We start from the raw sequence: 23,952 nt of genomic DNA on the forward strand, positions 1-23,952 counted from the left end.
GACAGTGACCGGCATGAACCCGAAGGCCGTACCCACCGAAGCGGAAAGCGCCGACATCAGGGCCATCGAAAGCGTGGTGGCCACCGTCGAACGCACCCAGCGCGCCAAGGACGCCGAGGGCTTCCTCACCCTCTTCCATCCCGACGCGCTCTGGACCACCGCCCACGGCAAGGTGCTGCTCGGCCTGGACGCGATCGCCGCGTTCACCCGCGCGGTACTGCCCGACGCCGTCTGGGACGGCGACGTCACCTACGAGGTGGCCCACACGCGGTTCCTGCGCCCCGACGTGGCGGCGGTCAAGGTCCGGCAGGTCTACCGGTCGGCCGAGGGCGACACGGAGGGCACACCGCTGTACGTCATGACCAAGCAGGCCGACGGCCGCTGGCTGCTGCACGCCGGCCAGAACACCGAAGTCCGCCGGGAGTGAGGTGCGGTAGCCCGCCTCGGCGGACCCGTCGTCGCGTCAGGAGACGGCGGTCCCCTCGAGTTCGACCAGCTGACCCGGGACGGCCAGGCGTGTCACACCCAGCATGGTGGTGGCCGGCGCGACGCCGGCGGCGCCCAGCCGGCCCGCCAGCACACCGTAGTGCCGGAAGAGCAGGTCGACGTCGGTCGTGTAGACGTTCAGCCGGACGAGGTTCGACAAGGACATGCCTGCCCCGGCGAGCACCGCCTCGACGTTGTCGATGCTCAGCGCGAGCTGCGCCGCCATGTCACCCTCATGCTCGGGCCTGCCCTCCTTGCTCATCGACGTCTGGCCCGAGACGAACAGGGTCCGCGAGTGCCCGGAGACCAACTCGCCCTGGTTGAAGCCCATGTCCACCGACCACGACACCGGGTTGACCGCGCTGCGTTCCATCGCCGCACCTGCTTCCTTCGGTTCACCGACACTGACACTGACCACGCCCACCGCGTCGGCATCCGCCCCGCCGTGACGTCGTGTTGACGACCCTCCCAACAAAACATGACAACCTTGGTCATGTATTTTCGCTAGGCTCATCACATGCGGGCCGATCGGTTGGTTTCCCTGGTGCTCCTGCTGCGTCAGCGGGGCCGGATGACCGCGGACGCCCTCGCCCGTGAGCTGGAGGTGTCCACAAGGACGGTGCTCCGCGACATGGACGCCCTGTCCGCGGCGGGGGTCCCGGTGTACGCGGAGCGCGGTCGCCACGGCGGGTTCGCCTTGTTGCCGGACTTCCAGACGGCGCTCACCGGCCTGAACCACGACGAGGCTCTGGCCCTGCTGGTCGCCGGTTCCCGGCGCGGAGCACAGCTGTTCGGCCTCGGATCGGCGCTCGCCTCGGCCATGCTCAAAGTGGTCGACGCCCTGCCCGATGGACTGCGGGACACCGCGGCCGGAGCGGCGCAGCGCTTGCTCGTCGACCCGGAGACCGACCTGCTCTCGCGTCGAGTGGCCCCCGAGGAGGTCTCCGAATCCATCGTCGCCGAGGTACGACGGGCGGTGTTCGCCGGGCACAGGCTGCGCATTCACTACGAGGCCGTGGGCCGGCCCCCGAAGTGGCGCACGGTGGACCCGATCGGCCTGGTCACCGTCAGGGACCAGGGCTACCTCCTGGCCAAGCGCGGCGCCGAGGACCGCACCTACCGGTTGTGCCGGGTCCTGGCCGCCGAGGAACTCGACGAAGCCGCGCAGCGCCCGGACACGGTCGACCTCGACCGCGCCTGGCGCGAACGCAACGTGCGGTTCCGCACGGGCGGCGACAGAAGCGCCGTGCTGATACGGGTGGACCCCGCCCGCCGGGAGCAGGTGGTCGGCACCGTCGTCGCCGTCTGCGCCGAGGAGGCCGACGCGGACGGCTGGCTCCGGCTGAACGTCGAATTCCAGGATGCGCGGCACGCCGAATGGGCGGTGTGGCAGCACGCCATGTACACGGAGGTCCTGGCCCCGCAGTGGCTGCGCACTTCCCTGCACGACCGGGCAGCGATGATCGCGTCGCGCTACGGAACGCCGGCCTGAGCGTGCGTTCGCACCTGACACGTTGTTGCAGCCGAACGACTCGCCTCAGCGCACTGCTTCGACGTACGACGCCGGATCGGCCGGTGACTGGGCGAAGCCGGCCTCGTGATCGTCGGGAACATCCGGAACCCGCCTCCGGGCCGGGGTCCCCACCGCTCGACTCGCCCGTGCGTGCCGTCCGGCGGCAGCCGGGCCTCGAGCGACTCCCGGTCGAGGAGAGCGCCGTAGACAGCCGCCGGTGGTGCCGCGATCACCGGCTGGCGCGGACCTACGCCCACTTCATGCCGCCGGCCGGCCCCGCGTCGTACCCGTCACCCTCGCCCCGCTCCCGATGTGGGCGTGACGTCCAAGGGCTCCCTCCGGACCGACGGCGTGCCCTCGGGGCTGGTGTACACGCAGGCACCGAAGTCGCTCCACCCGGGCTGGAGCGCATCCCAGTCACCATGGCCGTAGTAGCCGGTGCCGGCTTCGGTCAGGGTCACGCCGCCGTCCTCCTGTCGGCCGATGTACTCCGCGTATCCTCCGTCTCCGGCAGACTGGAACACGTGCAGCTCGGCGCGCCCGTCCTGGTCCTCGTCGGTCGCACGCACCGCGGCGACGAAGAACGAGACCTGAACGCGGACGGTGCCGCTCCGGCTGCCGCTCAGGTCCCGGGCGAGCGGTCCGTAGCGCACTTCGTGCACGAGCAGGTTGGAGCGGGGGCTGTCCCCGATGTCCTCCTGACTGCGGAACAACGCCAGATCGAGATAGCCGTCGCCGTCGAAGTCGCCGAACGTGCCCCTGGTCTCCAGGTCCGACGTCAGCAGGCCACGGGCCTTCTGCCATGTGCCGAGAGCCTCGCCGACACCGACCTCGACACGGCCGTCGGCCCGGCTGAAGAGGACGGACGCCTTTCCCGAGCGGTCGGGGTCGTGTATCTCGTCCAGCCGGCCGTCCGCGTCCACGTCGGCGGTCAGGCTGGTGTTGTCGGTGTCGGAGCACACCACGGTCGGTGCGTGATCACCGGGCTCGGGACCGGAACAGAGGGCGAGCGTAGTGGCGACCGCGGCCAGGGCGGCTCCCGTGCCGATGACGAGCCGCCTTCGCCCGCGTGAGTACGGCCGTCTTGGCGGGGCGACGAACGCGCCGCCGGCACCGCCCTGTTGTGGACTCACGGGTTCCGACATGGCGGGATCCTAGTGTCCTGTGCCCGAAGCTGATCGTCAGCGTTCTCCGGGCCCTCGGCAGCCGCTTCAACCGCGGTGGCGAGCGGCGGGCGAATGCCGTGCCGCATCCCGGACTCCATGCGGCGGTGGGACGAGCGCGGGGCGATGCTGCCGCCCGGCTCCGGGTGCGTGCGAGAAGGATGCCCGACCAGGCAAACCGCCTGGCCGGGCGCACCTTGTCGGCTCCTTAGAAGAAGCCCAGCTTCTTCGCGGAGTACGACACCAGAAGATTCTTGGTCTGCTGGTAGTGCTCCAGCATCATCTTGTGGTTCTCCCTGCCGATGCCCGACTGCTTGTAGCCGCCGAAGGCGGCATGCGCCGGGTAGGCGTGGTAGCAGTTCGTCCACACGCGTCCCGCCTGGATGGCACGGCCCGCGCGGTAGGCGGTGTTCATGTCGCGGGTCCACACGCCGGCGCCGAGGCCGTACAGGGTGTCGTTGGCGGTCTTGATCGCGTCGTCGAAGTCGTCGAAGGAGGTGACCGACACGACCGGGCCGAAGATCTCCTCTTGGAAGATCCGCATGCGGTTGTGGCCCTCGAAGATCGTCGGCTGGACGTAGTAGCCGCCCTTCAACTCGCCGTCGTGCTCGATCCGTTCGCCGCCGGTGAGTACCTTGGCGCCTTCCTGCCGGCCGATGTCCAGGTAGGAGAGGATCTTCTCCAGCTGGTCGTTGGAGGCCTGAGCGCCGATCATCGTGTCGGTGTCCAGGGGGTGGCCCGGCTTGATCAGCTCGGTCCGGGCGACGGCCGCCTCCATGAACTCGGCGTAGTTGCCGCGCTGGACGAGCGCACGGGACGGACAGGTGCAGACCTCGCCCTGGTTGAGCGCGAACATGGTGAAGCCCTCGAGGGCCTTGTCGCGGAAGTCGTCGTCCTGCGCCCAGACGTCGTCGAAGAAGATGTTCGGCGATTTGCCGCCCAGCTCCAGCGTGACCGGCTTGATGTTCTCGGAGGCGTACTGCATGATCAGCCGCCCGGTGGTGGTCTCCCCGGTGAACGCCACCTTCGCCACCCGCGGGCTCGACGCCAGCGGTTTGCCCGCCTCCGCGCCGAAGCCGTTGACGACGTTCAGGACGCCGGGCGGCAGCAGGTCTGCCACCAGGCTCAGCCAGTAGTGGATCGAGGCGGGGGTCTGCTCCGCCGGCTTCAGGACCACGGCGTTTCCGGCGGCGAGGGCGGGGGCGAGCTTCCAGGCCGCCATCAGGATCGGGAAGTTCCAGGGGATGATCTGCGCCACCACCCCCAGCGGCTCGTGGAAGTGGTACGCCACGGTGTCGTCGTCGACCTCGCCGAGCGACCCCTCCTGGGCCCGGATCGCGCCCGCGAAGTAGCGGAAGTGGTCGATGGCGAGCGGGATGTCCGCCGCCAGCGTCTCGCGCACCGGCTTGCCGTTCTCCCAGCTCTCGGCGACCGCCAGGCGCTCCAGGTTCGCCTCCATGCGGTCGGCGATCTTCAGCAGGATGCCGGAGCGCTCGGTCACCGAGGTACGGCCCCAGCCCGGAGCGGCCTCGTGCGCGGCGTCGAGCGCCCGCTCGACGTCGTCCGCGGTGCCGCGCGCGATCTCGGTGAACGGCAGGCCGTTCACCGGGGACGGGTTCTCGAAGTACTGCCCGCGCGCGGGCGGCACGTACTCTCCGCCGATGAAGTGGTCGTAGCGCGACTGGTAGGAGACGATCGCGCCCTCGGTGCCGGGCGCCGCGTAACGGGTCATCCTGAGTGCCTCCCTCGACGAGCGCTGCCCGCCGTTGGACAGCTCTGCGCGTGAGGCTAGGAAGCGGGACGTTGCAGTGACGTTGCGTGCGCCGTCGTCACCGTCCGGCCTCCCGGCCCGCCGCTCGCAAGCGGACACTCACCGAGGGTCCGCCGCCGTCAGCTCGGACTCCAGCGCGGCGAGCCGGGAGCCGGTCGCGGCCGTGGGCCGGACCGCGGCGAGGGCGCGCCACACGTCGAGATCGTCCTCCCCCCACGGTGCGTGTGCCCAGTCGGCCAGCAGGTCGGGATCACCACAGGAGATCAGCGCCGCCCGCAGACCGTCGGCGAGCCGGCGCCTGAGCCGTGTCACCGCCGGAGCCTGGGACCCCGGCAGCAGGGGACCCCCGTACGCCGTGGCGGCCGAAGTGACCGCACCGGCCCGCAGACGGCGTTCGACGACAGCGGCGTCGGACTCGACGGGCATCGTGAGCCGGTAGGGCCGGGAGGCCAGCCGGCCTGGTCCCAGGATGCCGCGCAGGCGGGCCATTTCGGCCCGCAGGGTCACCGGCGTCACCGTCTCGTCCTCGTACAGCGCACACAGCAACTCGTCGCCGCTGAGGCCCTCCGGATGGTGCGCCAGCAGCACGACGATCTCACTGTGCCGCCGGCTCAGCCGGATCCGGCGGCCCTCCGCGCTCAGCAGGGCCTCGTCACGGCCCAGCACGGTCAGCTCGGCAGACTCGGTCCCCGCCCGCTCAGGGGTGAGCAGCGCCAACTGAGACTCCGCGGCACGTGCCACGGCCTGTACGAAACCCAGGCTGTGCGGATGGGCCAGACCGTCCCCGCCGGTGATGTCCACGGCGCCGAGCACCCGCCCGGTGCGGGGGTCGTGCACCGGAGCGGCGGCGCAGGTCCAGGGCTGGACCCGGCGTATGAAGTGCTCGGCGCTGAACACCTGCACCGGTCGGCCGACGGCCACGGCCGTCCCCGGTGCGTTCGTGCCGACGGCCGACTCCGCCCAACGGGCCCCGGGTACGAAGTTCATCCGCCCAGCCCGGCGCCGGGTGGCCGGATGACCCTCCACCCACAACAGCCTGCCGTGCGCGTCGCACACCGCGAGGAGGTGCTCGCCGTCGGAGGCGAACGTTCCCAGCAGCTCCCGGACCAGCGGCATCACCCGCGCCAGCGGGTGTTCGGACCGGTAGGCGCCGAGGTCGCCGTCCGTCAGCTCCACACTCGCGGTGCCGTCCGGGCCGACACCCGCCCGGACGGACCGTCGCCACGAATCCGCCACCACGGCCCGCACGGGTCGCGGCACCGTCCCCGCCTCGGTGAACGTGTCGTGGGCCCGACGCAGTGTGCGCGCACGCTCCACGGGATCGGCCCCCGGTTCCAGAGCCAGCCATGAATCGGTCAACTCGGCCTCCCCGGACGGTGTTGCGGTTTGGGACATCGTCACTCCGCGGCTACGCGCGGACAACCACTTCGGCCGACCGGATCACCCGAACGCGGCGTTCCGGGCGCACGGGACGAAGGGCGGTGAGCGGTCAGGCGAAGTTGACCAGTCTGATGTAGCGGGTCCAGTCCCAGAAGGGACCCGGATCCGTGTGGTCGCTGCCGGGCACCTCGTGGTGCGCGATGATGTGCGTGCGGTCCTTGGGAATGGCGTACGCGGTGCAGATCGCCGCGGTGAGCCGGGCCGACTGCTCGTACAGGGCGTCGGTGAAGTACTCGGGCCGGTCCACCCACCCCTCGTGTTCAATACCGATGCTGCGGGTGTTGTAGTCCCAGTTGCCCGCGTGCCAGGCGATGTCCGCCTCCCGGACACACTGCGCCACGTGTCCGTCGGAGGACCGGACCACATAGTGCGCGGACACCTGCCTCTCCGGATCACGGAAGATCGACAGGGTGTCGGCGTACGTCTCCTGTGTCACGTGGATGACCACGTAGTCGACGGGATAGGTCGTGGGGCGGCTCGAGCGGCTGTAGTTGGACGCGCTCGCCGGCTGCCACTCGGCGGAGGGATAGTCGGCGGCACGGTCCCGCGCGGCGGCCCGGGTGCCGGAGAGCAGGGTGTACGGGACCGTGGCCAGCGCGGCGCCCTTCAGGAGCCGCCGCCTGGTAGGAACGGGTGCTGTCCTTTCCCTGTCCATGGGGATTGCCCTTTCTTCGGTGGGCTCTGGGCCCGGTGGGGGGAGTGGGGTGGGTGCTCAGCCGTTCGACACGACGGAGCGGCATGACTGCGGAGCAGAACGCCGGCGCGGACGTCCGAACGCCCCCAGGGCGAGGTGCGTCCGCGTGAATCACCGTACGGGGAGCGGGGGTTGCGCAGTAGAGCGCCGCGCCGTTCCGTGGACAGCCACCGCCTTGTGGATACCGCGCTCACTCGATCGAGTGAACGGGGTGGGCAGGCCGGGCCCCGCCCGAGCGCCTGACCGCCGGGCACGTCGGGGATCCACGGGGTTGGTCAGTCGCCGCCACAGCGGTCGCCGCTGCGCACGGCGGGAGCGCGGTGTGGTGCCCGCGGCCGCTCCGTGGTCGCCGGCGGCGGGGCGTGATCGGTGTCAGGCCCGCTCGGCCACCGCGCCCGGGTCGTCCAGAACGGCCCGCACCACCGAATGTGCGGCACCGAGCAGCGGTCCCTGCGGTCCCAGTTCCGACACGGCGACCGGGCAGGCCGGGCCGGCCGTGCGCCCGGCGAGTTCGTCGCGCAGCGACGGCACCAGCCAGGGGGCGAGTGCGGCGAGGGCGCCACCCAGCACCACTCCCTCGGGGTCCAGCAGGTTGACCGCACCGGTCAGAGCGATGCCGAGCGCCGTGCCCGCCTCGCGCAGGGCACGGCGTACCTCCTCGTCGCCCTCCGTGGCACGCTGGGCGAGCAACCCGACCCGGTCCTCCCCGGGCTCCATTCCCGCCGCGCGCAGTACCGCCTTCTCACCCGCGTACTGCTCCAGGCACCCTCGCCCGCCGCACGGGCACTCCGGCCCGTCGGGACGGACCGGCACATGGCCGAGCTCACCGGCGAACCCGCGGGTACCCCGCAGCAGCCGGCCGTCGAACACCACGGCCGCACCGATGCCGATCTCGGCCGAGACGTGCAGGAAGTCCCGGGGAGTGCCGTCACCGAGCCAGAGTTCGGCGAGCGCACCGAAGTTGGCCTCGTTGTCCACGGTCAGCGGCAGGTCCGCGGGCAGCAGCGCGCCGAGGTCCGCGTCGTGCCAGTCCAGGTTCGGGGCGCGTACGACGGTCCGGCCGTCCCGCGCCACGAGACCCGGCACGGCGACGGCGAGTCCCGCCGGCCACAGGCCCTCGGTCTCCGCATCCGAGACGACCCGCTCCACCAGGCCGGTGAGCTGCTCGAGCACCGGCTCCGGGGAACGGCCCCGGTTGCTCCCGTACCGCACGGCACGCGCGCGTACCCGTCCGCGCAGGTCGACCGCGCAGACGGCGAGGTGGTCGACGCCGACCTCCGCCCCGATGCCGGCCGGGCCCTGCCCGCGGACGGCGAGTGCGGACCCGGGCCGTCCCACGCGGCCGGGCCGCTCGGGGCCCAGCTCCTCCAGCAGGCCCGAGCGAATGAGTTCGTCCACGAGGGTGGAGACCGCGGCTCGCGTCAGACCGATCCGTGAGGCGACGGCGGCCCGGGACAGCGGGCCCTCGGCGCTGACGGTGTGCATCACCCGCGCGAGATTGCGGCGGCGCATTCCCTGCTGGGTGTCCGGCAGCGCGCGCCCGGGGCGGGCCGGGTGGGCTTCGTGCGGCGGTGCGGTCATGCCTCCGTCAATCCTCGGTCTGTCGTCGCTCGGTCCGGTCCCGGACCGCGGCCCTGCCGGAGCGGGGCGCGGCCGACGCCCGGAACGGAACCTCGCCGGTGACCACTGGTCGTGTCCCGCGTGCGGGCCGGCCGACGGCGGGAAGCGCCGGTCGCGGTGCCGCCGCGTTCCCGTTCCGGGCGCGCCCCCTTCCCGCGGTGCTTCGCGAGGAACGGTTCACGCTGCCGGACGGCGGCCCCGCCCGGCGCGAGCGCGCCCTCAGCGAGAGGCCGCGTCCCGTTCCAGCAGTGGTGCCGCGTCGGAGAGTACCCCGGTGATCCTGTTCAGCGTCGCCTCGTCCCGTTCCACCGCATCGAGCACCGGCCCGGCGGCCGTGTTCCAGCGTCGGGCGACCGCGGCCGCGTCCTCGCCGGTCAGCAGACCGGCCGCCTGTGCCGCGGCACCGAGCGCGACCAGTTCTTTCGCCTCGGGGATCTGGACCGGGCGCCCCGACAGCCGGCGTACCGTCTGCTGCCAGGCCGACCCCCGGGCGCCGCCGCCGATCAGCAGCAGCGGTGCGGACGGGTCCGCGTCGGCGTCGAGGACCAGGTCGAGCGCGCCGAGCAGCGAGTGGACGGCGCCGTCGTACGCGGCCTGGAGCAACTGGCCGGCGGTCGTGTCGTGGCGCAGTCCGTGCAGAAGGCCGGACGAGTGCGGGAAGTTCGGTGTGCGCTCGCCGTCCAGGAAGGGCAGGAACGTGGCGCCGGTGCCCGGCTCGACGGCTTCCCGGTCCAGGTTCAGCAGGGCCGCCACGCGGTCGACGGCGAGCGTGCAGTTCAGGGTGCAGGCCAGCGGCAGCCAGTCGCCGCGCGCGTCGGCGAAGCCCGCCACGGTCCCGGTCGGGTCGGCGGGGCGGCGCTGCGAGACGGCGTACACCGTCCCCGACGTGCCGAGGCTCATCACCGGTACGCCGGGGCGCAGCCCGAGCCCCAGTGCGGCGGCCGCGTTGTCCCCGGTGCCGGCGGCGACCAGGGTTCCCTTGGAGAACGGCAGGCCGTGGCCGTCGCGCACCGTCCCGGCCACTTCGCCGGGCCGTACCACCCGGGGCAGCAACGCCGGATCGAGCCCCACGCGCGCGAGGATCTCCTCGTCGTACTCCTCCGGGCCCGATGCCCACCACCCGGTGCCGGACACGTCACCGCGGTCGGTGGTCCCCTCACCGGTGAGGCGCTCGGTGAGGTAGTCGTGGGGGAGGCGCACGGCCTTGGCCGCACGCGCCGCGTCCGGCTCGTGCTCGGCCAGCCAGGCCCACTTGGTGACCGTGAAGGAGGCGCTGGGCACACTCCCCGTGCGCTCCGCCCAGGCCTTGGCCCCGCCCAGCTCGTCGATCAGGCGGCGGGCCTGCGGGGCCGAGCGCACGTCGTTCCACAACAGGGCGGGGCGCACCGGCTCGCCCTGGGCGTCCAGCGTGACCAGCCCGTGCTGCTGCCCGCCGATGGACACCGCGGCGGCCTCGTGGGCGGCCTCGCCGCACTGGCTCAGGGCCTCGCCCAGCGCGTTCCACCACTCGCGAGGATCGCTTTCACGGCCCGCTCCGGAGGACACGGTGTGGGGCGCCTGGCCGCTCGCGACGACCCGGCCGGTGGCCGCGTCGACGACCAGGGCCTTGGTGGACTGGGTGGACGTGTCCACGCCGACGACGAGCGGACCCTCGGCTGCTGACATCGGGCTTCTCCCTCTTCCGCGGGTGCTCGGACCCGGACTCACTCCTTCGGGGACACCTTGTCCCTTCCCAGGACCGTGTGTGCATACTAATTTGTAAAGCGCCATGACGAAATAGTCGGCAGCGATTGATCGGCAGCGAGTGAGGAGCCCCGGAATGAACTACCAGCCCACTCCCGAGGACAGGTTCACGTTCGGTTTGTGGACGGTCGGCTGGCAGGGCCGTGACCCGTTCGGTGACGCCACCCGGCAGGCCCTGGACCCCGCCGAGTCGGTGCGGCGTCTGTCCGAGCTGGGCGCGTACGGCGTCACGTTCCACGACGACGACCTGATCCCCTTCGGGTCGAGCGACACGGAGCGGGAGTCGCACATCAAGCGGTTCCGGCAGGCGCTGGACGCGACCGGCATGAAGGTGCCGATGGCGACGACGAACCTGTTCACGCACCCGGTCTTCAAGGACGGCGCCTTCACGGCCAACGACCGGGACGTGCGCCGCTACGCGCTGCGCAAGACGATCCGCAACATCGACCTCGCGGTCGAGCTGGGCGCGAGCGTGTACGTGGCCTGGGGCGGCCGGGAGGGCGCGGAGTCCGGCGCGGCCAAGGACGTGCGGGACGCGCTCGACCGGATGAAGGAGGCCTTCGACCTGCTGGGCGAGTACGTCACCGAGCAGGGCTACGACCTCAAGTTCGCGATCGAGCCGAAGCCGAACGAGCCGCGCGGTGACATCCTGCTCCCCACGGTGGGTCACGCCCTGGCGTTCATCGAGCGCCTCGAACGGCCGGAGCTGTACGGCGTGAACCCGGAGGTCGGCCACGAGCAGATGGCCGGTCTCAACTTCCCCCACGGGATCGCCCAGGCGCTGTGGGCGGGCAAGCTCTTCCACATCGACCTCAACGGCCAGTCGGGCATCAAGTACGACCAGGACCTGAGGTTCGGCGCGGGTGACCTGCGGGCCGCGTTCTGGCTCGTCGACCTGCTGGAGCGGGCCGGGTACGCGGGTCCGCGGCACTTCGACTTCAAGCCGCCGCGGACCGAGGACCCCGACGGCGTGTGGGCGTCCGCGGCCGGCTGCATGCGCAACTACCTGATCCTCAAGGACAGGGCAGCCGCTTTCCGCGCCGACCCGCAGGTGCAGGAGGCCCTGGCCGCGTCCCGGCTGGACGAACTGGCCCGCCCGACCGCCGAGGACGGCCTCGCCGCCCTGCTGGCGGACCGGACCGCGTACGACACCTTCGACGTGGACGCGGCCGCCGCACGCGGCATGGCCTTCGAGCGCCTCGACCAGCTCGCCATGGACCACCTGCTCGGCGCTCGCTGACCGCCGGTTCCGGCGTGCACGCTCCGGCCCCCTCCCGCGCGGACGGGGCCGGAGCCGATGCGGGGCGTCAACAGCCTTCCGGTCCGGGCCCGTCGGACGGACCGGAAGGAGAAGAAAAAGCCAAGGCGAGGCAGGGCGGGACGGTACGGGCCGGGACAGGCCTCAGGGCTCGTCCCCCGTGGCGAGGGCCGTGGCGAGGGCCGTGGCCGGGTCCTGGGCCGCCCCGCCGACGGGGACCCACCGGCCGCGCTCCCTGCGGTACGGCCACCAGCGCCCCTCCCGGTCCAGGCGGAGCTGGTGCGGTGCGCCGACGACGGTCCACCGGTTGGCCCGCGCCCGCAACGAGGGCCGCTCGTCCTCCTCCCAGGCCGACTCCAGTGCCGCACGCGCGCGTGCGAGCGTGTCGCCCGCCACCGCCCACTCTTCCTCGAGCACGTACAGAGCGGCCGCGCCGCCGAGGCGCCACGCGTGTACGGCCGCGGCCAGCTCCTCCCGTGTGCGCCCCGACCCCTCACCGAGGCGGTCCAGCGCGTCCGGCCCGGGATCTCCCGCGGCCAGGCGCACCGCGTCCTGCGCCACGGCCGGCTCCGGGTCCACGGACTGCCCGTCGTGCCCGTTCCGCAGGGCTTCGGCAAGCAGGCGGTGCGCCTCCGCCGCCGTCCGGGAGGCCAGAAAAGCCAGGGCGGACGGGTCGATGCCGGGCGGGGCCGCCACCTCGGTCTCCAGGGACGGTGGGGCTCCCGGGCCCTCCCGGAGGCCGGGCGGCGCGGGCAACGGAGGCAGCAACTGGCCCGCCGCGTACGCTTCGGCGGCGTCCACGCCCTCCGTCCGGGAAGGGACCTCCTCCGCGGCTGCGGAGCCGTGTGTCTGGAGGGCGTCGAGAACGGCGCTCTCCGCCCGCCCCCGCATCAACAGCAGCACGAAGGGGTCCTGGTCCAGCAGCCTGGCGACCTGGTAGCAGAGCGCGGCGGTGTGACCGCAGTGGTCCCAGGCGCCGCAGTCGCACTCCGGTTCCAGATCGCCCATGCCCGGCAGCAGGTCGATGCCCGCGGCCGCGGCGTCCTCCACCAGATGCGGCGGCATGTCCCGGTCCAGCAGCGCCGCGACATGCCCGGACCGCTCGATCGCCATGTCGACGAAGCGATCCCACTGTGCGTCGGAGAGCCGTTCCAGCAGCACGTCTGCCCGATGCGCCGTACGGTCCCGGTCCTGGACGACCGCGGTGATGCGCCCCGGCCGCACCGAAACCGCGCCGACCGCTCCCGCGCGGGCGAGGCGGCGGCCCGCCTTCACCTGAGCCGTGTCCATCGCGGCGTCCTCCAGTGCCTTCAGCCAGGCGCGGCCCCACCAGGTCTGCGCGAAGCCGCGTCCCTGCGCGGGCGGCAGTGCGACGAACGTTCGTTCCGCGTCGTTGTCGTACCGGGTCATCGCGTACCCCCTCGCAGCTCGACCAGGTCGGCCAGTTCCGCGTCCGTCAGTTCCGTGAGCGCCGCCTCACCCGTGCCCAGAACGGCGTCGGCGAGTTCCTTCTTGCGGTTCAGCAGCGCGGCGATGCGGTCCTCGACGGTCCCCTCGGTGACCAACCGGTGCACCTGCACGGGGCGGGTCTGCCCGATGCGGTGGGCACGGTCGGTGGCCTGTGCCTCGACGGCCGGGTTCCACCAGCGGTCGTAGTGCACGACGTGCTCCGCGCGCGTGAGGTTCAGTCCGGTGCCCGCCGCCTTCAGGGACAGCAGGAAGACCGGGACCTCACCGTCCTGGAACCGCCGCACCAGCGATTCCCGCGCGGTGACGGACGTGCCGCCGTGCAGGAACAGCGACGGCACGCCGCGCGCGGCCAGATGCCGCTCGAGGAGCCGCGCCATCTGCACGTACTGAGTGAAGACCAGCACGCTCGCCTCCTCGGCGAGGATCGTGTCGAGCAGTTCGTCCAGCAGCTCGAGCTTTCCGGACCGGCCGGTGATCTTCGGCCGGTCTTCCTTGAGGAACTGCGCCGGGTGGTTGCAGATCTGCTTGAGGCTCGTCAGCAGTTTCACGATCATGCCGCGTCGTGCCATGTGGTCGGCCCCGGTGATCTCCGCGAGCGCCTCGCGCACCACCGCCTCGTACAGGCCCGTCTGCTCCGGGGTCAGCGAGACGGGATGGTCGGTCTCGGTCTTGGGCGGCAGCTCCGGCGCGATTCCGGGGTCGGACTTGCGGCGCCGCAGCAGGAAGGGCCGTACGAGCCGGGCCAGTCGCTCAGCCGCGGCGGGGTCCTGTCCGCCCTCGACGGCCTGGGCGTAGTGCCGGCGGAAGGCGCCGAGGCGGCCCAGCAGCCCCGGGGTGGCCCAGTCGAGGACGGCCCACAGTTCCGAGAGGTTGTTCTCGACGGGTGTGCCGGTGAGCGCCACGCGCGCGCGGGCGCCGATGGAGCGCAGTTGCCGCGCGGTTTCCGAGTAGGGGTTCTTCACGTGCTGCGCCTCGTCGGCCACGACCATGCCCCACGGCACGGTGGAGAGCCGGTCGGCGTCCAGACGCATGGTGCCGTAGGTGGTCAGCACGAACTCGCCGTCCGCCAGGTCGTCGAGGTCGCGGCGGGCGCCGTGGAAGCGGCGTACCGGCGTGCCGGGCGCGAACCGCTCGATCTCCCGCTGCCAGTTGCCCATCAGGGAGGTCGGGCAGACCACCAGGGTGGGACCGGCGGCGTCCGTGTCCCCCTGCCGGTGCAGATGCAGGGCGATCAGTGTGATGGTCTTTCCCAGACCCATGTCGTCGGCGAGACAGCAGCCGAGTCCCAAGGAGGTCATGCGCACCAGCCAGCCGAGGCCCCGAAGCTGGTAGTCGCGCAGCGTGGCGTCCAGGGCGGCGGGCTGCGCCACGGCCTCCTGCGCCTCTGGGTCGGCGAGGCGCTCCCGCACGGCTGCCAGCCATCCCGTGGGACGCACCTCCACGCGCCGTCCGTCGACCTCCGTCGAGCCGGTCAGGGCCGCGGCGAGCGCGTCGACCGGCGTGACCTTGTGGTCCCGCCGGGCACGGGCGCGGTGGGCCTCCTCGGGGTCGACGAGCACCCACTGGTCGCGCAGGCGCACGACGGGGCGACCGGCCTCGGCGAGCAGGTCCAGTTCCTCGCGGGTGAGCCCCCTCCCGCCCAGGGCGAACGTCCAGTCGAAGGCGAGGAGCGCGTCGGCCGACAGGAACGAGCGGCCGGCTGCGGACGCGGCCGTATGCGACGCCGGGCCGTCGTCGAGCGGCCCGACCTCGGCACGCTCCGTCAGGCCGCGGGCCAGTTCCCGCGGCCAGTGCACGTCGACCCCCGCGCCGGCGAGCGCCCGGGAACCGGCTCCGAGAAGCTCGGTGACCTCTTCGTCGGTGAGCTCGACGGCGTCCGGTACGGCCGCCGACAGCAGGGGGGAGAGGGAGGGCCAGGCCCGTGCCGCCCGGCGCAGGGACAGCAGGGCGTCCATCCGCGCGCGCGTGCCGAACGCGTCGCCCACGGTGCCGGCCCACACCTGGGCGGTGTCCGCGACGAGGGCGGGATCGCTGACGCTGTGCACCTGGGGCACCACCCGGAACGTCGGCCGGGCGTCCGCGGCAGCCGGCGCCGACAGTCCTCGCACCTCGATGCGCAGCGACAGCCGCACGCCGGTGTCGTGTCCGGCGGACACGTCCGTGGCCCATTCGCGGAACCCGGGCGACCGCCGGGGCTCCCACGAGGAGTAGGCGGGCCCGCCCGTCAGGAGTGCGGCGGCGGGGGAGCGGGGCAGTGTGTCCGCGACGGCGTCCAGGAAGGACCGCACCAGGTGTTCCGGGTCGGGCAGTCGCAGCGGATGCGTGCGGTCCACCGGGACCGCGTGCGCCTCGGGCGGCATGGCGGCGGCGAGATGGCGGACGCGCTCGGTCGTCTCCGCGTCCAGCGGGCCCGCGCGCCACACGTCGTGGTCGGCCTCCGACAGGCCGGCGAGCAACAGGCCGCGCGCCACGATGTGCAGGGCCTCGACGGCGACCGCACCCCAGAAGACCGAGGCCCGGTGGCCGTCGGCGGCGGCCCGCGCGCGTGTGAGCACCGGCAGGGCGGCCCGTACCGGCAACAGCACCGCCGGCACGCTCACCCCGTCCACGCCGTCGCCGTCGGGCAGTACGACCGTCAGGCTTTCCGAGGTCCCCGACGGGAGGATGCCGGGCGCTCCGCCGTCGGACCGCCAGAAGGCCACCGTGCCGGTGCGGCCCGGGTCGCCGGGCAGGAAGACAGCACAGCAGTCGGCGAGTGTGGTGATCTCGGAGCGGGTGGGGAGGGCGTTCAGTGCAGCGATGACGTATTCCTCAAATTTGACTAGCTGGGGACGCGGCGGCCGATAGTACCCGATCGCTGAAGTCGTCGGCTGTGACCAGGGTGTGGCATGGGTCACCATTCAGGAGGGGAGAGGTTCCTCCGGGACACCTCCGGACCGGGACGGCGACGAGCTCTCAGGGGTGTGTAGGGGTCGTTCCTCAGGGGGTTGTCAGGGTCGCGGTTCGGAACCGCCGGGAGCGCGAGCCCGTTCTCAGGACAGAGAGCGGCAGTGGCCGAGAAGGAGGCGACACCATGTCGAACAACGCGAAGGTGGCAGCGGGGGGTGTGGCGGCGGGGCTCATTCTGCTCATTTGGCTGCCCTGGTGGGCTGCCCTGCTGATCGTGCTGGGAGTTCCGGCCGCCGCGTACCTCGCCCTGGATCCCTCGCAGCGGCGCCGGCTGCGCCGTGTCTCACGCAAGGAGATCGGCCGTTGAGGCGCTGACGCCGCGGCGCGCCCGGCCCGGTCGGAGCACAGGGGCAAGCGCGTCGTCGCCCGCGGTTCAGCTCGGCCGTACGGCCATCTTGTCGAGTGCGGTCAGGAGTCCGGGCAGCGCCGGCCCCCGCCCCACCGGCAGCACCTCGCCGGGCTCCTCGTCGAGCAGAATGAACGCGATGTCGTCGGTCCTGGCGACGAGCGACCAGCCGGGGCCGTCCGCCCGCAGTGTCCGCGCGTCCCCCGGTGCGAAGGACGACCGGACCCGGCCGAGCGGCGGCGGCGTGTCGACATAGGCACGGGCTTCTGCGAGAACTCGCCGGACGCCGTCGTGCCCGGGGGCCCCCACGCCGGTCCGGTCGTCCGCGGCTGCGGTCGCGTCCTCAGCGTCGGCCGGCGCTCCCTCGCCGGCGCTCGCAGCGCCTTCGCCGCCACCGTCGGAGGCGTCGGCCGTCGAATCGGTACCGGCGGCCGGGTCCGGGAACTCCGCGTCGTCGATCTGTGCCCGCCACTGTCCCCACTGCAGGGCGATCTCGTCGGCCCCCAGGCGTCGCTGAGCCGGGCCCCAGACCGTGGTGTCCGGCGGGCGCAGCGCGGGCAGGTCGGCGGACTCGGGGCCCGGGTCGTGCGGTGCGGGCACGCCGGGTGCCGCCACCGCGACCGCGAGAGGCCAGCCGGGCAGCGCGGTGACGACCGTCCGCTCGTCCGGAGACAGGTCGTACTCCATGCCGCAGTCCCAGGACGCCACGGCCACCGCGACCAGTGAGACGTCGTCGACGACGACCGTCCAGCGGGCGCCGTCACCGTCCTGACCGAGCACGAGGCCGTAGCCGTCGGCCAGCGGTGGGAGACCGAGCGCGGCGCACGCCTCCGGGTAGTCGTCGCCCAGCACACTCGGGAACTTCGCCGGCGTCAGCAGCACCGCCGTGAGCACATAGAGCGCATCGTCCGCGGCGGCGACGGTGTCCTCGTCCGTCCCGGCCATCCCAGCCTCCCCATCGGTTCGTCCAATGGCGGGCACCCTAGTGTGCCCGGGAAGCCCTTGTCACGACTCCCAGACGCACCCGAGCTGCAGCTTTCCGGTTGGACGGGGGCGAATCGACCACACTGCCCCGCTGAGCGGCACTCAGCTCCCGGGCAGCCCCAGGAGCGCGCGAGCCACGTCCTGCGGAGGCTCGTCCCGTTCCCGCGCGAGCGCGATCACGGCCCGGCACGCCAGTTCGTTGACCCCGAAGGACAGGGCCTCCGGCGACACCCGGCCCGCCGCCTCGTCCATCCGGTCCTGATCATCGTCCACACACGCCGAGACGTAGGCGGCTGCGGCCTCGAACAGATTGTGCGAACGCGACCCGCCTCCCGCGTCCCCGTCCCTGTCCGCTGCCGTACGCCGAGCGGTGCGGGATCTGTCCCAGGCCTCGCGCATCCTGTCGAACAAGTGGACCACCCTCCCCTTGCGATCACCTGTCTGAGACCACATGTCCCGCTGCCCAACGTAGAGTTGAAGCCCCGACTGCAGAAGGGGGCGGCCATGGCGCGGCGCTATGAACTACTGGCACGGATCAGGCGCATGGATCCCTACGAGAACGCCTCGGAGATCTACCGGCTGTCCTCGGCCTACGAGTTCCCCTGGGACTTCGCCCGCGCGCTGGAGCTGGCGCTCTACCGCACCTACGCCGTGCCGAGCATCGGTCGCCTGCTGGCCGAAACGGCCGAGTTCACCGACCGGCCCCAGAAGCGGTACGACGACACGGCGCTGCTGCTCGACGCCGTCGTCGAGCACGGTTTCGACAGCGAGCAGGGCCGCACGGCGATCCGGCGCATCAACGGGATGCACCGCAGCTACGACATCACCAACGACGACATGCGGTACGTCCTGTGCACGTTCGTCGTGATCCCCAAGCGCTGGATCGACGCCTACGGCTGGCGCCGGATGTCGCGCCACGAGACCGTCGCCTCAGCCGTCCACTACCGCACGCTGGGCCGGTACATGGGCATCAAGGACATCCCCGGTTCCTACGAGGAGTTCGAAGCCTGTCTCGACGCCTACGAGAAGGCCCATTTCGCCTGGGACGAGGGCGGGCGTCGCGTCTCCGACGCCACACTCGACCTCATGGCCTCCTGGTATCCGCGCCCCCTGGCGCCGCTCCTGCGCGCCGGGACTCTCGCATTGCTCGACGAACCCCTCCTGCGGGCCTTCGACTACGCGCCGCCGAGCCCCGTCACCCGCGCGGTCGTGCGTCGCGCCGTCAGGCTGCGCGGGCGCGTGGTCCGTCTGCTGCCGCCGAGGCGTGCCCCGCACCATGCCCGTCAGAACAGGGAGATCAAGGGATATCCGAACGGCTACCGGCTGGCAGAACTGGGCACCCGCCCGGTCCCCGGTGTCCGGGGCTGCCCAGTCCGCCACATCGACACCTCAGTCGCCGAGTGAAGCGATCGTCTCGCGAAGCGATCGTCTCGCGCGACCGGCCGAGTCCGGCCCGGGGCACGGCCCGTGCGGCGGTAGGTACGGTCCCGTCGACGGCGGCCGGGAGGGGGACTCAGCCCGCGCGGACCGCCAGGGCCAGGAAGCGGGCCTCCTCGTCGATGTACGACGTCGTGTTCCACCCGGAACCGGCCAGCAGCGGACGCAGGTTGGGCTCGGCACGCAAGTCGTCCGGAGTGAGCTGCCGACCCTGCCGGGCCGCGAGCGCCGCACGACCGACCGGGTGAAAGAGCGCCAGCACACCACCGGGGCGCACGACGCGCGCCAACTCCCGCAGATTCCCGGCAGGATCGGGCAGGTGGGCGATGAGGCCCGCCGCGAACACCGCGTCGAGCGACTGCGAACGCAACGGCAGCGCGGCCACGTCGGTCAGCAGCAGGCGCCCGTCACGATCCCTCCCGGCCCGCACGGCGGCCTGGAGCATGGCAGGGGTGAGGTCGGCGCCGACGACCAGCCCGGACCGCCCCACGGCCGCACGCAAAGGGGGCAGGGCGCGCCCGGTGCCGCATCCCGCGTCGAGCACACGGTCACCCGGCCGAAGCCCCAATTCGGCGACCGCGGCCGCGTAGGCCGGTCCGTCGTCGGGAAACCGGCGGTCCCAGTCGGCGGCCCGGGAGCCGAAGAATTCCTGGACGTGCGCGTGGTCGTCGTTCATGCTTCCCATGATCCCGCACGGTCCGAGACGCTGTTCGACTGCGACCGGCTCCGCCTGTCCTCGTCAGCCGGCTCGCCGCCCGGCAGGACATCGGGGTGCACCTCAAGACCGCCCCCTACGGCGGAACAACGGCGGTCGTCCTGCTGCCCACCGCGCTGCTGGACAGCGCAACGGCCGAAGCTCTCCCCAGAGCCGCACATGAGGCGGCCCGGCCCGAGGAGCTTGCGCACACGCGCGTGTCCGACGGCATGGGACGGCAGGAGCCCGTTCCCGCCCCCGTCGGCCGGCCCGCGTTGACAGCCGGCGTACCGGGTGCCACACGCACCACTGCGACGGGTGGGCCTCCGGGAGCCCCCGCCCTGCGGCTGTACCGGCCCGACGCTCCCGGCCCCGCCGGCGCATCCGCGGTCAGGGACGACCCTCACCCGCCGCAGCCGACGGCCGGGGAACCGGGCGACCCGCCCCGGCGTGTACGGCAGGCCGGCCTCGCCACGGAGACCACCCGGCGGACCCGCGAACGCGACCGGCTTCTCGACGACCTGGCCGGACGCGTCCCCGAGGTGCGGCACGCCGTGGTGCTGTCGAACGGCGGACTCGCCGTGGGGGCGTCGAGCGACTCGACCGCGAGGACGCCGAACACCTCGCCGCCGTCGCCTCGGGCTTCCACGGCCTGGCCAAGGGAGCGGGCCGGCACTTCGGTGCCGGCGGCGTGCACCGGACCATGGTCGAAATGGACGACGGGTTCCTGTTCGTGGCCGCCGCGGGGGACGGCTCCTGCATCGCCGTCCTCACCGGCGTGACCGCCGATCGGTCTCGTGGCCCATGAGATGGCACGGCTGGTCGGACGCGTCGGCGAGCACTTCAGCACCGCACCTCGTGCAGCCACCCGGCCGCCCTACGGCGGATGACCACCTGCGCGGGCGGCACGGGACGGCTGACGGTCACACACCCCAGTTCCACCATGTCGCCCACGAGCACCCTGACGACGCCGACCGCACACGCACACGACCGCCCGCACCTAGAGAAGTGATCGATGGTCTCCGGACGCTCCGACGCCATGGACGGCGACACGCCCGCGCTGGCGTTGAAGATTCTGGTCGCCGGAGGGTGCGGCGTGGCCAAGACCACTCTGGTGGGCGCGGTCAGCGAGGTCAGGCCCCTGCGCACGGAAGAAGTGCTCAGCGAGGCCGGCCGACTGGTGGACGACACCGACGGCATCGACCGGGAGGTCACCACGACCGTCGCCATGGCCTTCGGCCGCAGCACCGTCCGGTCCGGCCTCTCCCTGGCCCGGGACCGGGAATGGGGCAAGGAGGTGCTGATCCGGCTCGCCGAGGACGCCGGGCGGATGCACGCCGCCCGGCTCCTCGACTCCGTCCGCTGACCCGGCCGGCGTCCCGACGGGCGGCTCTCAGTCCGCCACCGACTTCTGGGCCAGAACCTTGTCCACGGTGACACGGACCAGGAGTTCGCCCGGGACGCCGTTGCGCGCCCCGAACTCCTCGGCTCGTTCCTCACCCATGTACCGGGCGGCGATGCGGGCGGCCCAGTGCCGCAGCTCGCCGGGGTCCTCCGAGATCCGCGCGCGGCCCTGCAGCACGACGAAGTCGAAGGGCGGGCGGTCGTCGTCCACACACAGGGCGATGCGGCCGTCACGGACCAGATTGCGCCCCTTCACGGTGTCCTTGCCGGTGTTGAACACCAAGTCGTCCCCGTCCAGCAGGAACCAGATGGGGGCCACGTGCGGGCTGCCGTCGGCCCGAACGGTCGAGAGCTTTCCGGTGCGGGTGCCGTTCGAGACGAACGCCCGCCATTCCTCATCGGTCATCTTCTGTGCCATGCCCCCATCCTCCTTGCCCGCAGCACGGGCGTGGTGAAGGCTGGCGGAGGGGTTCCCCCGGCCAGGGGGAGACAACGCGTACGGGAAGACACGGGGAGATATCGGACCATGGTGCAGAACCAGGGGCTCGGCTGGCTGCTTGACGACCTGACGGCGCGCGTCGAACACGTACGGCACGCGCTGGTGCTGTCCAACGACGGGTTGGTGACCGGGTCGAGCACGGGCCTGCGACGCGAGGACGCCGAGCATCTCGCCGCCGTCTCGTCCGGACTGCACAGCCTGGCCAAGGGCTCGGGCCGCCACTTCGGCGCCGGCCGGGTACGGCAGACGATGGTCGAGTTCGACGACGCCGTGCTGTTCGTCACCGCGGCGGGTACGGGCAGCTGCCTGTGCGTGCTCAGCGGGGCGGAGGCCGACATCGGACAGATCGCGTACGAGATGACGCTGCTCGTCAACCGGGTGGGCGAGCACCTCGACGTGGATGCGCGGCAGCCGGGAGGAATATCGCCAACCGAGCTCTGACCTGCGTTTTCGGTCGCCGCTGGGATTGGCCGCAGGGTTTTCCACAGGCCTGCCACCGGAGTTCGGGTTGCGGCTACGGTTTTGTGTCAGCGGGTGCGGAGCGCTCCTGCGACACACTCCACGGGGGAGACGAACCATGTCCGGCAACACCGTCACGTACCAGACCGCCCTGGCCGCCGAGCGGAGCGGCCCCACTCGAGACGCCGCTGTCGCGCCGAGCCGCGCGGCTCGGGAACTGGGCCTCAAGCGGAGCGAGTTCGACCTAGCGGTGCGCCTCGGCCGTATCCGCACGGTTCCCCACGACGGAGGCGGCGGACGGCGCGTCCCGCGCGACGAGATCGACCGGGTCCGGGCGGCGGACGGTTTCCCCGAGGGACTTCGCGCCGGTGTCCGGACCGTCGGCACCACGGAGGGCGCGGCGCTCATGGACGTGACCAAAGCCCGGTTCACCCGTCTGGCACGGCTGGGGCTGCTGGTGCCCGTGAGGTTCTACGTCAACCGTTACCGCGCCGTCGTCTGGCTGTATCTGGCCGAGGAGCTACGGCGGTTCACGGCCGACGAGCGCAACGCCGCGCTACTGGAGGGCCGCACGCCCGCAGCCCTCCGTGACCAACTGGGGGAGGGGCTGGACCTGCGGCCCCGCAACTGGCGGGGACGGCACCTGGGCTTCCTGCTCCGCCAAGCGGCCGACGGCCCGTGGGCCCGGGCTGCGGCCGTGGCGTCGCTGCTCGATCCCGCCGAGGTCTCGGACGTCGTCACCGACCCCTGCGAGCGCTCTCATCTGCGCAGGTTCTGGCCCGCACCGGCGGCGCACGGCTCGCCGGGCTCCCCGGCCGCACAGCTCGCCGAGGAGATCGCGACGGCCGCCGACCGGGACGAGATCGACTGGCTCCGCTCGGACCTGGCGGACGCGGTGGAAGCGGCACGCCGGCGGTGTCCCGTCCCGCGCCCGGTCCCGCACGCCGTGCCGGCCCCGGCCGGCCCAGGGGCGGCGCCGCGTGAGACGGCGGCTCCGCCGCCGCGCGCAACAGGGGGACGCGTGCCACGCGAGACGAAGAGCCGGGAGCCACACCGAGCGGAGGACCGAAAGCCGCGCGAAACGGAGCAACCCGGAGGGCTGATCAGCCTGTTCGGCCGGTTGTGGCGCAGAGACTCCTGACCTACAGGGACCGGAAGAGCCCTTCCTGGACGACCGACACCAGCATCCGTCCTTCCCTGTCGTAGATCCGCCCACGGGCCAGACCGCGCCCGCCGGTCGCGATCGGCGACTCCTGGTCGTACAGGAACCACTCGTCCGCCCGGAACGGCCGGTGGAACCACATGGCGTGGTCCAGCGAGGCCATGTCGAACCCCCGCGGACCCCACAGCGGCTCCACCGGGATGCGCACGGCGTCCAGCAGGGTCATGTCGCTGGCGTAGGTCAGGGCGCAGGTGTGCACGAGCGGGTCGTCGCCGAGCGGCCCGACCGCGCGCATCCACACGGCGCTGCGGGGCTCGGCACCCTGGACCTCCTCGGCGCTCCAGCGCAGCCGGTCGACGTACCGGATGTCGAACGGCTGGCGGCGTGCCATCCGCTCCAGTTGCTCCGGCAACGCGCCCAGGTGCTCCCGCACCTCTTCGGCGACCGTCGGCAAGGACTCGGGGTCCGGGACCTTCCGGGCCGGCGGCAACTGATGCTCGAAACTTCCCTGCTCAGGCTTGTGAAAGGAGGCGGTGAGCGTGAAAATCGTGCGGCCCTGCTGCACGGCGGTGACCCTGCGGGTCGTGAACGACCGCCCGTCCCGGTCCCGTTCGACCTGGTACACGATCGGCACACCCGGGCGACCGGGGCGCAGGAAATACGCGTGCAGCGAGTGCACCGGGCGGTCGCCGTCGGTGGTGCGGCCCGCGGCAACCAGCGCCTGGCCCGCCACCTGGCCGCCGAAGACCCGCTGCAGCGACTCCTCGGGGCTGCGGCCACGGAAGATGTTGACCTCGATCTGCTCCAGGTCGAGCAGGGCGACGAGGCTCTCGGCCGGATTCGTCATCGGTGGGGTTCTC

22 protein-coding genes and 1 pseudogene are annotated in these 23,952 nt (G+C 72.4%); 9 read left to right on the forward strand and 14 right to left on the reverse strand.

Translation table 11 applies throughout. The annotated features are described in order from the left end of the window. Positions 1-13: 13 nt before the first annotated feature. Positions 14-427 carry an SgcJ/EcaC family oxidoreductase gene (locus NI25_RS33450; RefSeq protein WP_061446040.1) on the forward strand — a complete coding sequence of 138 codons (414 nt, stop codon included), beginning with the start codon at positions 14-16 and terminating at the stop codon, positions 425-427. Between the two features lie 36 nt (positions 428-463). Here the strand turns inward: NI25_RS33450 and NI25_RS33455 are convergent, their stop codons facing one another. Further along, the gene (locus NI25_RS33455) at positions 464-859 is read right to left on the reverse strand and encodes a RidA family protein (protein WP_061446041.1); all 396 of its coding nucleotides are present in this window, start codon (positions 857-859) and stop codon (positions 464-466) included. Between the two features lie 144 nt (positions 860-1,003). Here NI25_RS33455 and NI25_RS33460 point away from each other — a divergent pair, with 144 nt between their 5' ends. Continuing rightward, complete coding sequence (locus NI25_RS33460; protein ID WP_061446042.1) at positions 1,004-1,978, forward strand: helix-turn-helix transcriptional regulator; 975 nt, start codon at positions 1,004-1,006, stop codon at positions 1,976-1,978. A gap of 311 nt (positions 1,979-2,289) precedes the next feature. Here the strand turns inward: NI25_RS33460 and NI25_RS33465 are convergent, their stop codons facing one another. The 6 genes from NI25_RS33465 to xylB all read right to left on the reverse strand — a co-directional run bounded on the left by NI25_RS33465 (position 2,290) and on the right by xylB (position 10,352). Next, positions 2,290-3,144, reverse strand: a complete 855-nt coding sequence (locus tag NI25_RS33465) for an FG-GAP repeat domain-containing protein (RefSeq protein WP_199561063.1) — start codon at positions 3,142-3,144, stop codon at positions 2,290-2,292. Between the two features lie 226 nt (positions 3,145-3,370). Next, the gene (locus NI25_RS33470) at positions 3,371-4,894 is read right to left on the reverse strand and encodes an aldehyde dehydrogenase family protein (protein ID WP_061446043.1); all 1,524 of its coding nucleotides are present in this window, start codon (positions 4,892-4,894) and stop codon (positions 3,371-3,373) included. 138 nt (positions 4,895-5,032) lie between these two features. Then, the gene (locus NI25_RS33475; RefSeq protein WP_233520799.1) at positions 5,033-6,328 is read right to left on the reverse strand and encodes a GAF domain-containing protein; all 1,296 of its coding nucleotides are present in this window, start codon (positions 6,326-6,328) and stop codon (positions 5,033-5,035) included. Positions 6,329-6,422: 94 nt separating this feature from the next. Next, on the reverse strand, positions 6,423-7,028 hold the full coding sequence (locus tag NI25_RS33480) for an N-acetylmuramoyl-L-alanine amidase (protein ID WP_061446045.1): 606 nt from the start codon (positions 7,026-7,028) through the stop codon (positions 6,423-6,425). 411 nt (positions 7,029-7,439) lie between these two features. Further along, positions 7,440-8,648, reverse strand: a complete 1,209-nt coding sequence (locus NI25_RS33485) for an ROK family transcriptional regulator (RefSeq protein ID WP_061446046.1) — start codon at positions 8,646-8,648, stop codon at positions 7,440-7,442. Positions 8,649-8,906: 258 nt separating this feature from the next. Beyond that, a complete protein-coding gene (gene xylB / locus NI25_RS33490; protein ID WP_061446047.1) occupies positions 8,907-10,352 on the reverse strand; it encodes a xylulokinase in 1,446 nt (481 codons plus the stop codon). Between the two features lie 154 nt (positions 10,353-10,506). Between xylB and xylA the strand changes: the two genes are divergently transcribed. Then, entirely contained in the window at positions 10,507-11,670 is a 1,164-nt protein-coding gene (xylA, locus tag NI25_RS33495; RefSeq protein ID WP_061446048.1) for a xylose isomerase, read from the forward strand. A gap of 162 nt (positions 11,671-11,832) precedes the next feature. Here the strand turns inward: xylA and NI25_RS33500 are convergent, their stop codons facing one another. Continuing rightward, the gene (locus tag NI25_RS33500; protein ID WP_061446049.1) at positions 11,833-13,098 is read right to left on the reverse strand and encodes a hypothetical protein; all 1,266 of its coding nucleotides are present in this window, start codon (positions 13,096-13,098) and stop codon (positions 11,833-11,835) included. After that, a complete protein-coding gene (locus NI25_RS33505) occupies positions 13,095-16,058 on the reverse strand; it encodes a DEAD/DEAH box helicase (protein WP_420710795.1) in 2,964 nt (987 codons plus the stop codon). The genes NI25_RS33500 and NI25_RS33505 overlap by 4 nt, the downstream gene beginning before the upstream one ends. A 173-nt stretch (positions 16,059-16,231) precedes the next feature. Here NI25_RS33505 and NI25_RS33510 point away from each other — a divergent pair, with 173 nt between their 5' ends. Beyond that, a complete protein-coding gene (locus tag NI25_RS33510) occupies positions 16,232-16,414 on the forward strand; it encodes a hypothetical protein (protein ID WP_061446050.1) in 183 nt (60 codons plus the stop codon). Between the two features lie 66 nt (positions 16,415-16,480). On the opposite strand, the gene NI25_RS33515 is transcribed toward NI25_RS33510, so the two are convergent. Together NI25_RS33515 and NI25_RS33520 are read right to left on the reverse strand one after the other, a co-directional pair. Further along, positions 16,481-17,398 (reverse strand): hypothetical protein, encoded by a 918-nt coding sequence (locus NI25_RS33515; RefSeq protein WP_061446051.1) that lies wholly within the window; start codon positions 17,396-17,398, stop codon positions 16,481-16,483. Between the two features lie 141 nt (positions 17,399-17,539). After that, a complete protein-coding gene (locus NI25_RS33520; protein ID WP_199561064.1) occupies positions 17,540-17,848 on the reverse strand; it encodes a hypothetical protein in 309 nt (102 codons plus the stop codon). A gap of 93 nt (positions 17,849-17,941) precedes the next feature. Between NI25_RS33520 and NI25_RS33525 the strand changes: the two genes are divergently transcribed. Then, a complete protein-coding gene (locus tag NI25_RS33525; protein ID WP_061446053.1) occupies positions 17,942-18,841 on the forward strand; it encodes an oxygenase MpaB family protein in 900 nt (299 codons plus the stop codon). 109 nt (positions 18,842-18,950) lie between these two features. Here the strand turns inward: NI25_RS33525 and NI25_RS33530 are convergent, their stop codons facing one another. After that, complete coding sequence (locus tag NI25_RS33530) at positions 18,951-19,550, reverse strand: class I SAM-dependent methyltransferase (protein WP_061446054.1); 600 nt, start codon at positions 19,548-19,550, stop codon at positions 18,951-18,953. 503 nt (positions 19,551-20,053) lie between these two features. Here NI25_RS33530 and NI25_RS33535 point away from each other — a divergent pair. Both NI25_RS33535 and NI25_RS33540 read left to right on the forward strand, forming a co-directional pair. Beyond that, positions 20,054-20,458 (forward strand): annotated as a pseudogene (locus NI25_RS33535) (roadblock/LC7 domain-containing protein); the annotation flags it as partial. 125 nt (positions 20,459-20,583) lie between these two features. Further along, positions 20,584-20,934, forward strand: a complete 351-nt coding sequence (locus tag NI25_RS33540; protein WP_061446055.1) for a hypothetical protein — start codon at positions 20,584-20,586, stop codon at positions 20,932-20,934. 27 nt (positions 20,935-20,961) lie between these two features. Here NI25_RS33540 and NI25_RS33545 read toward each other — a convergent pair whose 3' ends face one another. Then, complete coding sequence (locus NI25_RS33545; RefSeq protein ID WP_061446056.1) at positions 20,962-21,390, reverse strand: PPOX class F420-dependent oxidoreductase; 429 nt, start codon at positions 21,388-21,390, stop codon at positions 20,962-20,964. Between the two features lie 108 nt (positions 21,391-21,498). Here NI25_RS33545 and NI25_RS33550 point away from each other — a divergent pair, with 108 nt between their 5' ends. Both NI25_RS33550 and NI25_RS33555 read left to right on the forward strand, forming a co-directional pair. After that, positions 21,499-21,912, forward strand: coding sequence for a roadblock/LC7 domain-containing protein (locus NI25_RS33550; protein ID WP_061446057.1), 414 nt, complete (start codon positions 21,499-21,501; stop codon positions 21,910-21,912). Between the two features lie 136 nt (positions 21,913-22,048). Then, entirely contained in the window at positions 22,049-23,071 is a 1,023-nt protein-coding gene (locus NI25_RS33555; RefSeq protein WP_061446058.1) for a DUF6397 family protein, read from the forward strand. A gap of 1 nt (position 23,072) precedes the next feature. Here NI25_RS33555 and NI25_RS33560 read toward each other — a convergent pair whose 3' ends face one another. After that, the gene (locus tag NI25_RS33560) at positions 23,073-23,939 is read right to left on the reverse strand and encodes an acyl-CoA thioesterase (RefSeq protein ID WP_061446059.1); all 867 of its coding nucleotides are present in this window, start codon (positions 23,937-23,939) and stop codon (positions 23,073-23,075) included. Positions 23,940-23,952: the final 13 nt, after the last annotated feature.

It is taken from the genome of Streptomyces sp. CCM_MD2014, assembly GCF_000772045.1.
GTDB lineage: Bacteria > Actinomycetota > Actinomycetes > Streptomycetales > Streptomycetaceae > Streptomyces > Streptomyces salinarius.